13 protein-coding genes are annotated in these 13651 nt (G+C 69.7%); 6 read left to right on the top strand and 7 right to left on the bottom strand.

Annotated elements, in window-relative coordinates:
- Positions 1-35 precede the first annotated feature (35 nt).
- Positions 36-2471: a Tex family protein gene (locus HPO96_RS32250; protein ID WP_337796900.1), complete on the top strand. Its 2436-nt coding sequence runs from the start codon at positions 36-38 to the stop codon at positions 2469-2471.
- Between the two features lie 86 nt (positions 2472-2557).
- Here HPO96_RS32250 and HPO96_RS32245 read toward each other — a convergent pair whose 3' ends face one another.
- Genes HPO96_RS32245 through HPO96_RS32235 form a run of 3 tightly spaced genes read right to left on the bottom strand, consistent with a single transcriptional unit; the run spans position 2558 to position 4907 of the window.
- Positions 2558-3556, bottom strand: a complete 999-nt coding sequence (locus HPO96_RS32245; protein WP_171678193.1) for a hypothetical protein — start codon at positions 3554-3556, stop codon at positions 2558-2560.
- Between the two features lie 11 nt (positions 3557-3567).
- Positions 3568-4071: a SigE family RNA polymerase sigma factor gene (locus HPO96_RS32240; RefSeq protein WP_171678192.1), complete on the bottom strand. Its 504-nt coding sequence runs from the start codon at positions 4069-4071 to the stop codon at positions 3568-3570.
- Between the two features lie 59 nt (positions 4072-4130).
- Complete coding sequence (locus HPO96_RS32235; protein WP_171678191.1) at positions 4131-4907, bottom strand: GNAT family N-acetyltransferase; 777 nt, start codon at positions 4905-4907, stop codon at positions 4131-4133.
- A 418-nt stretch (positions 4908-5325) separates the two neighbouring features.
- On the opposite strand from HPO96_RS32235, the gene HPO96_RS32230 reads away from it, so the two are divergent.
- Entirely contained in the window at positions 5326-6525 is a 1200-nt protein-coding gene (locus tag HPO96_RS32230) for an MFS transporter (protein WP_171678190.1), read from the top strand.
- Here HPO96_RS32230 and HPO96_RS32225 read toward each other — a convergent pair.
- Positions 6503-6919, bottom strand: coding sequence for a winged helix-turn-helix transcriptional regulator (locus tag HPO96_RS32225; RefSeq protein ID WP_272954757.1), 417 nt, complete (start codon positions 6917-6919; stop codon positions 6503-6505). The genes HPO96_RS32230 and HPO96_RS32225 overlap by 23 nt on opposite strands.
- 82 nt (positions 6920-7001) lie before the next feature.
- On the opposite strand from HPO96_RS32225, the gene HPO96_RS32220 reads away from it, so the two are divergent.
- The 3 genes from HPO96_RS32220 to HPO96_RS32210 all read left to right on the top strand — a co-directional run bounded on the left by HPO96_RS32220 (position 7002) and on the right by HPO96_RS32210 (position 9189).
- Entirely contained in the window at positions 7002-8393 is a 1392-nt protein-coding gene (locus HPO96_RS32220; protein WP_171678189.1) for an MFS transporter, read from the top strand.
- 287 nt (positions 8394-8680) lie between these two features.
- Positions 8681-8875 carry a hypothetical protein gene (locus HPO96_RS32215; protein ID WP_171678188.1) on the top strand — a complete coding sequence of 65 codons (195 nt, stop codon included), beginning with the start codon at positions 8681-8683 and terminating at the stop codon, positions 8873-8875.
- On the top strand, positions 8872-9189 hold the full coding sequence (locus HPO96_RS32210) for a recombinase family protein (RefSeq protein WP_171678187.1): 318 nt from the start codon (positions 8872-8874) through the stop codon (positions 9187-9189). The genes HPO96_RS32215 and HPO96_RS32210 overlap by 4 nt, the downstream gene beginning before the upstream one ends.
- Positions 9190-9551: 362 nt before the next feature.
- Here HPO96_RS32210 and HPO96_RS32205 read toward each other — a convergent pair whose 3' ends face one another.
- Entirely contained in the window at positions 9552-10970 is a 1419-nt protein-coding gene (locus HPO96_RS32205; protein ID WP_171678186.1) for an alpha/beta hydrolase, read from the bottom strand.
- 110 nt (positions 10971-11080) lie between these two features.
- Here HPO96_RS32205 and HPO96_RS32200 point away from each other — a divergent pair, with 110 nt between their 5' ends.
- Complete coding sequence (locus HPO96_RS32200) at positions 11081-11860, top strand: helix-turn-helix transcriptional regulator (RefSeq protein ID WP_171678185.1); 780 nt, start codon at positions 11081-11083, stop codon at positions 11858-11860.
- 142 nt (positions 11861-12002) lie between these two features.
- Here HPO96_RS32200 and HPO96_RS32195 read toward each other — a convergent pair whose 3' ends face one another.
- Positions 12003-12995 (bottom strand): hypothetical protein, encoded by a 993-nt coding sequence (locus HPO96_RS32195; RefSeq protein WP_171678184.1) that lies wholly within the window; start codon positions 12993-12995, stop codon positions 12003-12005.
- On the bottom strand, positions 12995-13510 hold the full coding sequence (locus HPO96_RS32190) for a SigE family RNA polymerase sigma factor (RefSeq protein WP_171678183.1): 516 nt from the start codon (positions 13508-13510) through the stop codon (positions 12995-12997). The genes HPO96_RS32195 and HPO96_RS32190 overlap by 1 nt, the downstream gene beginning before the upstream one ends.
- Positions 13511-13651 lie beyond the last annotated feature (141 nt).

Raw genomic sequence — 13651 nt, 5'->3', positions numbered from 1 at the left:
CTCGTGGAAGTGGAATCGGTAGAGGGGAACCAAACGTGGTGGTGTTGTCGGTCGAGCAGCGGATCGCCGAGGAGCTGGAGGTCGGCGAGAACCAGGTGCGGGCGGCGGTCGCCTTGCTGGACGAGGGGTCCACGGTGCCGTTCATCGCGCGGTACCGCAAAGAGGTCACCGGGGAGCTGGACGACGCGCAGTTGCGCACGCTCGAGGAGCGGCTGCGGTACCTGCGGGAGCTCGAGGAGCGCCGTAAGACGGTGCTGGAGTCGATCGAGAGCCAGGGCAAGCTGGACGACGCGCTGAAGGCGGCGATCCTGGCGGCCGACACGAAGTCGCGGCTGGAGGACATCTACCTGCCGTTCAAGCCGAAGCGGCGGACGAAGGCGATGATCGCCCGGGAGAACGGCCTGGAGCCGCTCGCCGACGGGCTGATGGCCGATCCGACGGTCGAGCCGCTGGCCGCCGCGGCGGTGTTCGTGAACGCCGAGGTCGCCGACGCGCAGGCCGCGCTGGACGGCGCCCGCGCGATCCTGGTCGAGCGGTTCGCCGAGGACGCCGACCTGATCGGCGAGCTGCGCGAGCGGGTCTGGTCCCAGGGCCGGCTGGCGTCCGCCGTCCGGGAGGGCAAGGAGACCGACGGCGCCAAGTTCTCGGACTACTTCGAGTTCGACGAGCCGTTCACCAAGATGCCCTCGCACCGGATCCTGGCGATGTTCCGCGGCGAGAAGGAAGACGTGCTCACGCTGTCGGTCGAGCCGCTGCCGGCCGGTGTCGAGCCGGACGGGCCGACGGAGTACGAGACGACGATCGCCCGCAAGGTCGGGATCGAGAACGCCGGCCGCGCGGCCGACAAGTGGCTGGTCGAGACGGTCCGCTGGGCCTGGCGGACGAAGATCCTGGTGCACCTCGGGATCGACCTGCGGATGCGGTTGCGCCAGGTCGCCGAGGAGGAGGCGATCCGGGTCTTCGCGTCGAACCTGCGCGACCTGCTGCTGGCCGCCCCGGCCGGCACCCGCGCGACGATGGGCCTCGACCCGGGCTTCCGGACGGGCGTCAAGGTCGCCGTCGTCGACGCCACCGGCAAGGTGGTCAACACCGGCGTCATCTACCCGCACGTCCCGCAGAACCAGTGGGACAAGTCGATCGCGACGCTGGCCGCGCTGGCCGCCGCGCACCAGGTCGAGTTGATTGCTATTGGCAACGGCACGGCGTCCCGGGAGACCGACAAGCTGGCCGCCGAGCTGATCGCCAAGCACCCGGAGCTGAAACTCACCAAGGCGGTCGTCTCCGAGGCCGGCGCGTCGGTCTACTCGGCCTCGGCGTTCGCCTCCCAGGAGCTGCCCGGGATGGATGTCTCGCTGCGCGGCGCGGTCTCGATCGCGCGCCGCCTGCAGGACCCGCTGGCCGAGCTGGTGAAGATCGACCCGAAGTCGATCGGCGTCGGCCAGTACCAGCACGACCTCGCCGAGAACGCTTTGTCCCGCTCGCTGGACGCCGTCGTCGAAGACTGTGTGAACGCGGTCGGCGTCGACCTGAACACGGCGTCCGCGCCGCTGCTCACGCGGGTTTCCGGCATCACCCAGGGGCTGGCCGACAACATCGTCCAGCACCGCGACCTGAACGGGCCGTTCGCGTCCCGGTCGGCGCTGAAGGATGTCGCGCGGCTCGGTCCGAAGGCGTTCGAGCAGGCGGCCGGCTTCCTCCGGATCCCCGGCGGCGACGACCCGCTGGACTCGTCGAGTGTGCACCCGGAGTCGTACCCCGTCGTCCGCCGGATCCTGGATGCGACCGGCCAGGACGTGAAGGCGCTGATCGGCTCGGCGGAGCTGAAGCGGCTGAAGGCGGCCGATTTCGTCGACGACATGTTCGGGTTGCCGACGGTGACCGACATCCTCGCCGAGCTGGAGAAGCCGGGGCGCGACCCGCGGCCGGCCTTCAAGACCGCCGTCTTCGCCGAAGGCGTGGACAAGATCGCCGACCTGAAGCCGGGGATGAAACTCGAGGGCCAGGTCACCAACGTGGCCGCCTTCGGCGCGTTCATCGACATCGGCGTCCACCAGGACGGGCTGGCGCACGTCTCGGCACTGTCGAAGAACTTCGTCAAGGAGCCGAGCGAGGTGGTCAAGGTCGGCGACATCGTCACCGTCAAGGTGCTCGAGGTCGACATCCCCCGCCAGCGCATCTCCCTCACCCTCCGGCTGGACGACGAGGTCGGCGGCGGCCGCGCGTCGGGCGGCAACCAAGGCGGCCAGTCCCGTGGCGGCGGTGGCGGTCAGGGCGGTGGTCGAGGCCCAGGTGGTCGCGGCCCCGGTGGTCAGGGTCGTGGGCCTGGCGGCGGTGGCCGCGGGCCGGGCGGCCGCGGTGGCCAGGGCGGCGGCCAGGGCGGGCGCGGCCAAGGCGCCCCCAAGGGCGACACCCCGATGGACGAAGGCTCCCTCGCCGACGCCTTCCGCAAAGCCGGCTTCACCGTCCGCTGACAACACGTCGAAGGCCCCGGAGCGCGTTGGCGGTTTCCGGGGCCTTCGTCTGTCCTGCACCGACCGACCGGTCGAACGGTTTCCGGCTATCGGGGGATGACCTCGGTGTGACCGTCCTTGTGGTGGGCGGTGAACTTGAGACCGCCGACCTTCGCGGAGGGCTTGGTGTCGAGCCAGGTGAGCGCGAACCAGCCGTTTTTCACCGGGACCTCGTGCCGGCCACCACCGATTCGCTGCGCGGTGATCCGGACGACGCTCGGCTCCACCAGGCCGATCCGGTTGTGCTGCTCGACGCATTTGCCCTGCTGGCAGCGGCGGTGAGATCCGGCGTCCACGTTGAAAGTGGATCGGAAGGTTTCCGCCTTGAACGGCGCGCGGACGATCGTGGAGTTCAGGTGCATCCGAGTTTCCGCGCGGGGCGGCTCCTTGGCCCACAACGAGCAGCCGGCGTACCTGTTGCCGGACGGTGAGACAGCCACGAGCGTGGCCGACTTACCGGGGTCCACGTCCGACGCCAGCACGCGCCACTTGGTCAGATCTGTCCAGAAACCGACGGAGCAGTTGCGAAGCTGATCGGCCTGCTTGGTCGGTACCGGGTCGCGGCGAGCAGCCTCGACCAGCGCCGCCGACGGCTTGTCGCCGCCCGGGACGATGCAATAGGCCGACGGTGCGTCAACGCCGGGTTTCAGGTCGTACATCCGGACCTGCCCGGCCCGAAACGTGTCGTACGGGCGCAACTGGCGCTTGATGTCTGGGTAGCGGAGGGCGCAGCGGCGGTTTGCTTCGGCGGGGGTCAGTTCGACGCCGGTGCCGGCTTCGCCGCGGGGGATGCCGGGGACGGCGGTGAAGTCGGCTGTGGAGCCGGCGGTGTCGGCGTCCGTGCCGGTGGCGTTGAGGTTGGGGAGGAGGGTGGTGCCGAGGGCGACGACGGCTACGGCGGCGATGCTGGTGCCGGCGCCGGCGAGGCGGCGGTTGCGGCGGCTGCGGCGGCCGCGGGTCAGCATGGCTTGCGGGTCGATCGGGGCCAGGGGATCGGTGGCGGCGAGGCGTTCGAGTTCGACGCCGACAACTCGTTCGTTGTCCATGGGGTTCTCCTTCATACGAGCCTCGCGGCTCGGTCGATCACATTCCGGAGAGTTTCGAGACCACGAGCCGTCTGGCTTTTGACCGTGCCCTCCGAGCAGCCCAGGATCTGGGCGGTCTGCTCGATGGACAGGTCCTCGTAGTACCGCAGGACGACACAGGCCCGCTGCCGCGGAGCGAGTCTCGTCAAGGCGGCGAGGACCTCGTCACGCTCGGCGTGCCCGGTGGCCGGATCGGCGTCCCAGAGCTGGTCGGTCGGCAGGTCGACGGTCGGCACTTCCCGGCGCCAGGGGCGCCGACCGCTGTCCAGGGCCGCGTTGACGACCGTTCGGCGGGCGTAGGCGAGCGGGTTCCCGTCGCGATCGATCTTCGCCCACGACCGGTACAGCTTGCACAAAGCGTCCTGTACGACGTCGTCGGCGCGATGCCAGTCGCCACACACCAGGTACGCCGTCCGCCGCAACGCACCGCTGGCCGCCGCGACGAACTCGACGTACTCCTGGTCCCGGTTCACCATCGTCCCTCCACTCTCCGCTGTCTCCTGGGATACGAGGGGACAGCGGAGCGGGGTTGCATCTAGCGCAGATCGGCTAGGTGACCGCCTGGGTCGCCGAGGTGGACGGCGGTCGCCTGCGGGCTGTAGCCCACCCGGCGGTAGACGCGGTCGGCGCCGTCGTCACCCGGTGTCAGCCAGGCCAGAGTGGCGCCGGCCAGCTCGAAAGCCTGCTGAGTCGCGTACGCCGTGGCGATGCCCGCCAGCCCGCGGCGCCGGTGACTGTGGATCGTGCCGACCCCGGCGACCTCGGTGACGCCGTCCGCGACCGCAGTCCAGGCGGCGGTGGCCGCGGGCACGCCGTCGACCCGGATGACGACGCCGCCGCCGTTGGCGTGGACGGGCTGATAGGTGAAGCCGACGCCCTCCGCGGCGTACGCGTCGGCGGCGATCGCGTTCGCTTCGGCCTGCTCGGCGTCCGAGCTGATGACCAGCGCGGTGACGCCGGCCGGCAGCGTCGGGTCGACCAGCTCGTCCGGCTCGACCACCAGCAGCGGGGGCCGGGACACGATCTTCATCCCGTTGGTCTCGAGCTCGTCGGCGAGACCCGGGTTCGCCTCTTCGATCAGCTCGGCGCTCAGCCAGCGGCCCTCAGCGCGGAACGCCTGCCGCAGCACGGCGAGCGCCTCGCGCACCTCCTCCGGGTCGAAAGGCTTCCCCGGCTCGGCGGCCACCATCGTCGACAGGTACCAGGCGTCCTCGTCGTGCAAGAGCCCCACCAGCGGCCCCACCACGATCTGCCGCCGCGACCTCGCCAACCCGTCCAACTGCGCCCGCGCGATCCGCGCCCCGATCTGCATACCCCGACCCTAAACCGCCCCCAGGCCCACCCTCGATCGCATTTCCGCCAGCAGTACGACGCCCTGCGACTCCGGACGTCGGCAGTCCGGTGAGCTGGGCACACGACCCGCGGCGGGCAGCGCAGGTGACCGGCGGCGTGGCGCCGCTGGCGGACGCAGCCGAGCGGCGGCGGGCGGCGGGGTGGGCTGGCGAGCGGCCGAGCGGAGCGCGGTCGATGGCAGGTGGCGGATGGCTGTCGGTTGGCGGAGGCCTGCCGAGGTGGAGGGCGGCAACTGAAGGAGCGCGGGAGCGGGAGCGGGAGCGGGAGCGCGGGAGCGGGAGCGCGGGGTGGGGGCGGTGACGGGGTGGGCGAGGGGTGCTCGTGGGAGGTGGTGGGCGCTGGTGGTTGTGGGCTTTGTGGGGGGTACTTTTCGGGGTATGGGGGTGTTGGGGAATCGGGAGTTTTGGCGGGTTTGGGTTAGTGGTGGGGTTTCGGGGGTTGGGTCTTGGCTGTTGGTGATTGCGGTGCCGGTGTACGTGTTCCAGTTGAGTGGGTCGGCGGTGTTGACGGGGCTGGCGTTGGCTTTGGAGGCGGTGCCGCCGTTGGTGTTGGGGCCTTGGGCGGGGGCTTGGCTGGATCGGTGGGATCTGCGGCGGGCGATGTGGGTGGCGGATCTGGTGAGTGCGGCGGCAGTGGCCCTGCTGTTGTTCGCCGATGCGGAGCGGATCTGGCTGATTTACGTGGCGATTCTGATCGAGAGTGCGGCGACGACGGTGTTTCGGCCGGCGGTGCGGGCGTTGATGCCGGCGGTGGTTGGCACGGGCGACGAGCTCGCGGCCGCCAACGCGATCACGGCGCTGACCGCGAGTACGATCCGGCTGACGGCGCCGGTGCTCGGCGCGCTGCTGCTGGCCGGACCGGGTCTGATTGCCGTGCTGTGGCTGGATATCGCGAGCTATTTGTTGTCGGCAGCAATCATTTCCACCATCCGCGTACGCCGCCAGGCCGGCACCCTGGAGTTGCCCAGTAGCGCCCGCGCCGGCTTCGCCTACACGGCTCGGCATCGCGCTCTGCGCGGTCTGCTGTTCGGTCAGACGCTCTTCCTGACGGCGAACGCCGGGCTGACGGCGCTGCTCGTTCCGTTGACGGTCGATCGGCTCGGCGCACCGGCGTCCGCGCTCGGCTATCTGGTCGCGGGGCTCGGCGCCGGTTACCTGATCGGCGCCGGCCTGAGCGCGAAAGCCCAGACCTGGTTGGGGATTCGCGGCCTCTTGGTCACTACACAGCTGGCCACCGCCGGCGCCTTCTTCGCGCTCGTCAACGCACCCGACCTGCGGACGGCGATCGCGGCGGCCGTGCTGATCGGGCTGCCGGGAAGCATCCTGCTGATCACCGCGGAGACCGCGATCCAGCGCACCGCTCCCCAAGAGATGCTCGGCCGGATCGGGGCGCTGTTCTTCGCCGCCGATTCACTCGCGCTACTGATCGGCGCGCTCGTCGCCCCGGCGATCACCACCGCAGCCGGACTACCCGCGACCCTGAATGGCTTGGCCGCATTCGCCGTCCTGGCGGCGCTGGTGACGGCGACCGTCGTGCCAGGTCACCCCGCGGCGTTCACTCGACCGGCGAGGCAGTAGCGGCGGTAGCGGCGTCGTAGCGGGCGCGGGCGCCGGCGATCTCGGCCTGGTGGGACTCCGTCCAGGTGACGAGGGACTGGATGGTGGCGTGCAGGCCGACGCCGAGCGGGGTGAGCGCGTAGTCGACGCGCGGCGGGACGACGGGGTGCACCGTGCGGCTGACGAGGCCGTCGCGCTCGAGCTGGCGCAGGGTGACGGTGAGCATCCGCTGGCTGATCCCGTCGATGGTCTTCTTCAGCTCGGTGAACCGCATCGAGCGGTCGTCGAGCAGCGCGATCACGAGCAGCGACCACTTGTCGGCGATCCGATCCAGGATCTGGCGGACGTCGCAGTCCTCGCGACTGTCCCACTGGAAGGCGTCGGAGGTATCGCAGCAGTAACCCGGTTCTCCCAAAGTGCCTTCTTCCATGTTTCCAGATGGTTCCTGAAGATGGGGTCAGTTACAAGAGAGAACCATCAACCACCTGGGAGTTTTCGTGTCGACAACCGTTACCGAGGCGCGGCTCACCGGCCGCGCCTGGGCCGTGCTGCTGATCCTCTGCGGCGCGATCTTCCTGGAAGGCATCGACGTCTCGATGATGGGCGTGGCGCTGCCGTCCATCCGGGCCGAGCTCGGGCTGCCGACCAGTCAGCTCCAGTGGGTCGTCAGCGCCTACGCGCTCAGTTACGGCGGGTTCGTGCTGCTCGGCGGCCGCGCCGCGGACCTGCTCGGCCGGCGCCGGATGTTCGTCGGCTGGCTGGTCGTCTTCCTCCTGTTCAGCGGCCTCGGCGGGCTCGCCGAGGAGGGCTGGGTGCTGATCCTGGCCCGCTTCGCGACCGGCGTCGCCGCGGCCTTCATGACGCCGGCCGGCCTGTCCATCATCACCACGACCTACCCGGAGGGCCCGCAGCGCAACAAGGCCGTCCTGGTGTACGCCGGGACCGGTGCCGCCGGCTTCTCCCTGGGCATGGTCGCCGGCGGACTGCTCACCAGCATCGGCTGGCGCTGGGTCTTCTTCGCACCCGTGCTCGTCAGCGCCGCGATCCTGGTCGCCGCGCTCGTCCTGCTGCCGAAGGACGCGCCGAGCGCCGTACGCCGAGGCGGGTTCGACCTCGGCGGGACGTTCACCCTGACCGGCGCGATGCTGCTCCTGGTGGCCACCGTCGCCCGCGTCCCGGAGGTGCCGGCCGTGCAGACGCTGATGACGGCCGCGGCCGGTCTGGCGCTGCTCACCGTGTTCGTGCTGATCGAGCAGCGGGTGGCCAACCCGCTGATCCGGCTCGGGCTGCTGCGGAACGCGCCGCTGATCCGGGCGAACCTCGGCGCGATCCTGCTGATCGGGTCGTTCATGGGCTTCCAGTTCCTCGCGGTGCTCTACCTGCAGGAACTGCGCGGCTGGTCGGAGTTCCACACCGGCCTCGGGATGATGGTGATCGGGATCGACGCCGTCCTGGCGCCGACGCTGACGCCATGGCTGGTCAACCGCTTCGGGAACGGCCGGGTGATCCTCGGCGGCTTCGTCGCCGCCGTCCTCGCCTACGTCACATTCCTCCCACTCGGTACGACGTTCGCCGCGATGCTGCCCGCGTTCCTGCTGCTCGGGCTGGGGTTCGCGCTGGCCTACGGGCCGCTGACGATCGCGGCCACCGAACGGGTCGCCGAACACGAGCAGGGTCTGGCCGGCGGCGTCCTGACGACGTCGTTCCAGTTCGGGTCGGCGCTCGGGCTCGCGGTGGTCGCCGCCGTCCTGGCGACGGCGGACGAGTTGACCGCCGCGGATTTCCGCAACGGGCTGCTCGTCCCACTGGTCGCGGCCGTGCTCGGCGTCGCCGTCGCGGCCGGCGGATTACGCGCTCCGGTGCGTGATCGAGTGGCCGCAAAGGGTTAGCAGGAAGGGCGACATTTCCATCGGGTTCGAATCCTCGGGCGGCTGCGCGAATCGTTATTGGTAAATCCGTGCAAACATTCTTGACAGACTATTCGCGACGGCGGATAAGCAGTCGATGAGACCGCCCTGACCTGGGGATTCGCAGGCATTCCCTACTCTCCGTCAAGGCTGTGTAAAGGTCCCTGCGGAAGTGTTCCTCAGGTAGCGGTGGGTGATGTGTTCTTTTCTCAGCGCCGGACAAAGTCGTCCGGGGTGCCGATCGAACCACTGCCGAAGAAGGACCGCTGATGACCGAGTCGCTGGAAAACACCGCACCGCAGCACCGCGTGCGGGTCTGGTTCGGCGCTCACCCGATCGCGGACCACACCGCCACCGCGGAGCAGGCAGCGCAGTACGAGGAAGCCATGCGGCGCCGGTTCGCCTCCCTCCGGGTGACGAGCGAGCCGGTGCCCGCGGGCGCCGTGGCGGGTCCGGGACGATGACCACCCGGCCGACGCTACTCGGATACGTGCGGGCCGACGCGCTCAGTTGCGCGGAGGAGCTGGCCGCGGCGACGCATTCGCTCGCCGCCTTCGCCAGCGCGGAGGGGTTCACCCTCGGCACGGTCTACACCGAGCGCGACACGGCCGAGTCCGCGGCTTTCCACGCACTGCTCGAGGAGGTGAAGCGGTCCGACGTCCGGGCGGTCGTCGTACCCGCGATGCACCACCTCGGTTCGGTCGGCACTCCGGCTGCCATGCGGCAGCACCTGGAGTTCCACCACGCCCACGTGTGGGCCGTGGACCCGAAGGGATAACTCAACACAGACAAGCGGAGCTGACGTCTTGACCCCTGCATCGGCGTCGGTTCCGCTCTCCACCTCCACAGCTGCACCGGGAGTGCCCGGGCGGTAGTGGACCACCAAGGCCCCACCGGCTGCTACCGGTGGGGCCTTGTCGATGTTCGAGTAACGCAAAGATTCCGCGACTCACCCCGGTTCCGAGTGTGTGCATCTCACTCGAGTGGGGTACCTATAGGTGCGTCCCGCGGTTCAGTCGGTGTCATTCGGGCATGGGTGATGCTCACCGAGCCGCGAGTTCTCCCACTGAGGGGCGGGAGAACGACCGGCCCCGGCGGGTGCATCTCTCCCAGGATGCGCCCGCCGAGCTCGGAGTCACCTCAGTAGCAGGCCCGCCGCGCGGGCAGCTTGCCGTCCAGGAAGTACGCCGTAACGGCCTCGCGGGCGCACTGGGAGTTGAAGTACGCCGTGTGCCCGTGCGCCTCGGCGACCAGCAGATGACTGTTGCGGATCTGGCGGTGCAGGCCGCGCGCCCCGGCGATCGGGGTGGACGGGTCATGGGTCGCGGTGGCGATCAGAATCGTCGGAGTGTTCTTGATCGGGGTCGCGGCCCACGGGTTGCTCGGTGGGATCGGCCAGCCGGAGCAGGCGGCCGCCATGATCCAGCCCTCGACGGCAGCGCCCACGCGGGGCGCCACAGCGCGTGCGAGGGTGATGCGGGCGCGGGCGTCGGCGTACCCCTTCAGCTCGCCGGGGAGGTCCATACAGGAGACGGCGGCGTAAGCGGTCTCGGCATACCCGATGTAGCTGGAGTAGAAGCCGGAGCCGTCGCCCTTGGCCGCCTTGGCGAGCGCGCCGGCAAGGTTGGTCCAGTCGGCGCCGAAGTCGACGATCTTCGGCAGCAGCGCGGGCAGCGCCATCCGCATCACGTCGCCGGTGACCGGGATCGACCCGCCGGGTAGCGGCGTCTTGTCGGCCTTGCGAACGGTGTCGTCCCACAGCTTGCCGACGTTCTGCCCGTGCAGCTCACAGGCCTTGTCGGTGGCGCACCACTTGATGAAAGCGTTGAACTCGCTCTCCATCTCCTTGGCCTCTTCGAGCATGAAGCGCTGCGAGCCCTGCGAGTGGTCGACGATCCCGTCGAGCAGCATCCGGTCGACGCGCTGCGGGAACAGCTGCGCGTAGACCGTGCCCATGAACGAGCCGTACGACATCCCGAAGAAGCTCAGCTTGCGCTCGCCCAGCGCGGCCCGGATCGCGTCGATGTCGCGCGCCGCCGTCCGGGTGTCCAGGTTGCGCATCAGGTTGCCGTGCTTCTTCAGGCAGGCCTGCCCGGTCGCCCGGCTGGACGCGACCATCCGGTCGTACTCGGCCTTGTTCTTCGGGAACACCGGTACGCCGGGACGCAACACCGGCCCGCAGTCGAGCTGGCTGCTCGCGCCCGTCCCCCGCGGGTCGAAGCTCACCAGGTCGTACTTGTCCCGCAGCGGGCCCATCACCTGATCGGCCATCCCGGCGGCGTAGATCGAGCCGCCCGCGCCGCCCGGCCCACCGGGGTTGAACACGATCGCGCCACGCTTCTTCGACTGGTCTCGCGCGGGCACCTTGACGACGAACACGTTCGTCGTCGGGCCGGACGGCTTCGACCAGTCCAGCGGCACCTTCAGCGTGGTGCACAGCTCGATACCTTCCGGCGTGCACTTGTCCCACTTCGGCCCGGTCGCGACCGCCGCACCCCCCGGCACGGCTGCCGCGAGCAGGACGCCGACAACCCCCACCCCACTCAGCTTTTTCCACATGGTCGGCAACCTACGACGTGACCGGGCTCACTCAGCGCCTTTTACTGTCCGTCATTTTCTTACCGACCCACGAAGCTCGCCGCCCGTGCGCGGGCGGCTACTGTCGGAGGATGACGGTGACGTTCCAGCGACCAGTGGGTGAGCTGTTGCGTGCATGGCGTGAGCAGCGACGCCTTAGCCAGTTGGAGTTGGCGAATCGGGTCGAGGTGTCGACCCGGCACGTCAGCTTCGTTGAGACGGGTAAGTCCCGGCCCAGTCAGGAGATGGTGCTGCGGCTGGCCGAGCACCTCGACGTGCCACTGCGTGATCGCAATCAGTTACTGCTGGCCGGCGGCTACGCGCCGATCTACAGCGAGGCCTCGCTGCACTCGCCGGCCATGCTGGCGATCCGCAGCACGCTGCGCCGCCTGCTCGACGCCCACCAGCCGTACCCGGCGCTCGTCGTCGACCGCTGGTGGAACATCGTCGAGGCGAACGCCGGCGCCCGCCTCTTCACCACCGACGTCGACGAATCGTTGCTCAAGGCACCGATGAACGCACTCCGGCTGACCCTGCACCCGGCCGGTCTGGCCCGGCGGATCGGCAACCTCGCCGACGTCCGCGCGGCCGCGCTCGCGAGCCTGCAGCGCCAGGTCGCCGCCACCGCCGACCCCGACCTCCAGGACCTGTACGACGAGCTGCGCGGCTATGCGGCCGCGGATCGCCCGAGCCGGCCCGGCCCGACCGACGTCGTAGTACCGCTGGAGCTCAGCCACGAGGGCCGCCAACTGTCGTTCCTGACCACGATCGCGACCTTCGGCACGCCGCTCGATGTCACGGTGTCCGAGCTGATGATCGAGTCGTTCTACCCGGCCGACGAGGCGACCGCCGACTTCCTGCGGGCCTTCTAGACAAACCGAAACCCCGTACCGGCAGCGGGGGGAGGATGCCGGTACGGGGTTCTTTCGGGTGCCCCGGCGGGTGCGGGGACGATGGGATCGCCGGTGGGGCAGGGAATCTCCGCCCGAGTCCTGCCTCACCGGCGACCTGGGATCACCGGCCTGAGGAGGGTTGGCCGGTGGGGAAGGAGGTCGGCACGCTCGGCGTCGGGAAGCTCGGCTTCGCGGTGGGGAAGGACGGCTTCGCGGTCGGGAGCCCCGGCTTGTGCTGCTTACCCGGGTCGACCGTCACCTTGACGCCGCCGGAGACCTTCACGGTCGGGACGGCGGGTTTCGCGGGCAGCGACGGCTTGGCGGTCGGGACCGAGGGCTTGTTCGGCGCGGGGGCCGACGGCTTCGGCACCGAGGGGACCGACGGGACGCCGTCCACGCAGTCGGGCAGCGCGGGCAGGGTCGGCTTGCCCGGCAGAGTCGGCTTCGCGGGCAGGCTCGGCTTGCCCGGCAGCGACGGTTTGGTCGTCGGCAGCGACGGCTTCGCGGTCGGCAACGAGGGCTTACCGGGCAGCGACGGCTTCGTCGTCGGCAGGCTCGGCTTACCCGGCAGCGACGGCTTGGCGGTCGGCACCGACGGGTTCGGGAACGACGGCTTGGTCGTCGGGAAGCTCGGCTTCGCGGTCGGCACGTTCGGCAGCGACGGCTTGGCCGTCGGCACGGACGGCTTGGCCGGCAGCTTCGGCTGCTCGACACTCGGCTTCGGCAGCTCGGGCTGCGGCACGTCGGGCTTCGGTACCGCCGGAACCGTCGGCTGCTGGTTCGGGTCGATGGTCTTGTCGACCTTCACAACCACCTTGGGCAGCTTCGGCTTGGCCGGCAGGCAGCTCGGGTCGACCGACGGCTTCGGGGTGTCGGTTGGCACGACGACCGCCGGAGGCTTCGGGGCCCCGGCGAACAGGTTCTTCACGGGGGCAGGCCCCCCGACCGCGGCGGATACGGTGGCCACCGTTCCGGCGAGGGCCGTCACACCCGCGGCGGCCAGCCCGCGACGGACCCAGGCCAGCCGCTTCCCGCGCCGCATCAGCTCGCCGGCGTTCGGCGCGAACGGCTCCAGGTCGTACTCGAGCGCACTGCGCAGCTGCTCGTCACTCATCAGTTTCCTCCAACTCCGCTGTCGATCAGGTCGGGTGCCAGACGCAACTTGGCAAGCGCCCGGGAGGCCGTGCTCTTCACGGTCCCGGCCGCCATACCGAGCAGCTCGGCGGTCTCGGCCTCGGAGAGATCCTGCGAGTAGCGCAGCGCGACGACGGCTCTCTCCCGAACAGTCAGACCGGCCAAGGCCGAGAGCACGGCCTCTCTGGTCTGCACCTGCTGGGCGAAGTCCGCTACCGCTCGCTGGTCCCAATCGTTCTCAACCGGATCACTGGGTACTTCGTTGTTCCAGCGCCGGCGGGCCTGGGTGAGGAATCGGTTGACCAGCACCCGCCGGACGTAGCGCAGTTGATCGCCGTCCAATCGGTGCCATTTCGGATACGACCGCATCAACGCCTGCTGGACGAGGTCTTCGGCAGTGTGCCGATCGCCGCACAGCATCTCCGCGAAGCGGAGCAAGGGGGTCGACTGGGTCTGCACGAAGCGCTCGAAGTCGGCGTCCGCGGTCCGGGTCATCGAATCTCCTCTGCCTCTGTCACATGGATCCAAACCCTTTGAGTGACCGGCTAGGTTCTGTTCTGTCACCAACTCCTTCGGAGAAGTTTATTCACAGGCTGTACAGATGTGCGGTTTCTTTGTCACATTGGGTCCTGCGAA

This window comes from Kribbella sandramycini, from assembly GCF_013131805.1.
Lineage (GTDB): Bacteria > Actinomycetota > Actinomycetes > Propionibacteriales > Kribbellaceae > Kribbella > Kribbella sandramycini.
Note: the sequence above shows the minus strand (reverse complement) of the source record. Positions and strands in the feature narration are given on the sequence as shown.

Excerpts from the sequence above, each read along its gene's own strand:
- HPO96_RS32245 (WP_171678193.1), bottom strand. The coding sequence starts at position 3,556 with ATGGACAACGAACGAGTTGTCGGCGTCGAACTCGAACGCCTCGCCGCC.
- HPO96_RS32240 (WP_171678192.1), bottom strand. The coding sequence starts at position 4,071 with ATGGTGAACCGGGACCAGGAGTACGTCGAGTTCGTCGCGGCGGCCAGC.
- HPO96_RS32235 (WP_171678191.1), bottom strand. The coding sequence starts at position 4,907 with ATGCAGATCGGGGCGCGGATCGCGCGGGCGCAGTTGGACGGGTTGGCG.
- HPO96_RS32230 (WP_171678190.1), top strand. The coding sequence starts at position 5,326 with ATGGGGGTGTTGGGGAATCGGGAGTTTTGGCGGGTTTGGGTTAGTGGT.
- HPO96_RS32215 (WP_171678188.1), top strand. The coding sequence starts at position 8,681 with ATGACCGAGTCGCTGGAAAACACCGCACCGCAGCACCGCGTGCGGGTC.
- HPO96_RS32210 (WP_171678187.1), top strand. The coding sequence starts at position 8,872 with ATGACCACCCGGCCGACGCTACTCGGATACGTGCGGGCCGACGCGCTC.
- HPO96_RS32205 (WP_171678186.1), bottom strand. The coding sequence starts at position 10,970 with ATGTGGAAAAAGCTGAGTGGGGTGGGGGTTGTCGGCGTCCTGCTCGCG.
- HPO96_RS32200 (WP_171678185.1), top strand. The coding sequence starts at position 11,081 with ATGACGGTGACGTTCCAGCGACCAGTGGGTGAGCTGTTGCGTGCATGG.
- HPO96_RS32195 (WP_171678184.1), bottom strand. The coding sequence starts at position 12,995 with ATGAGTGACGAGCAGCTGCGCAGTGCGCTCGAGTACGACCTGGAGCCG.
- HPO96_RS32190 (WP_171678183.1), bottom strand. The coding sequence starts at position 13,510 with ATGACCCGGACCGCGGACGCCGACTTCGAGCGCTTCGTGCAGACCCAG.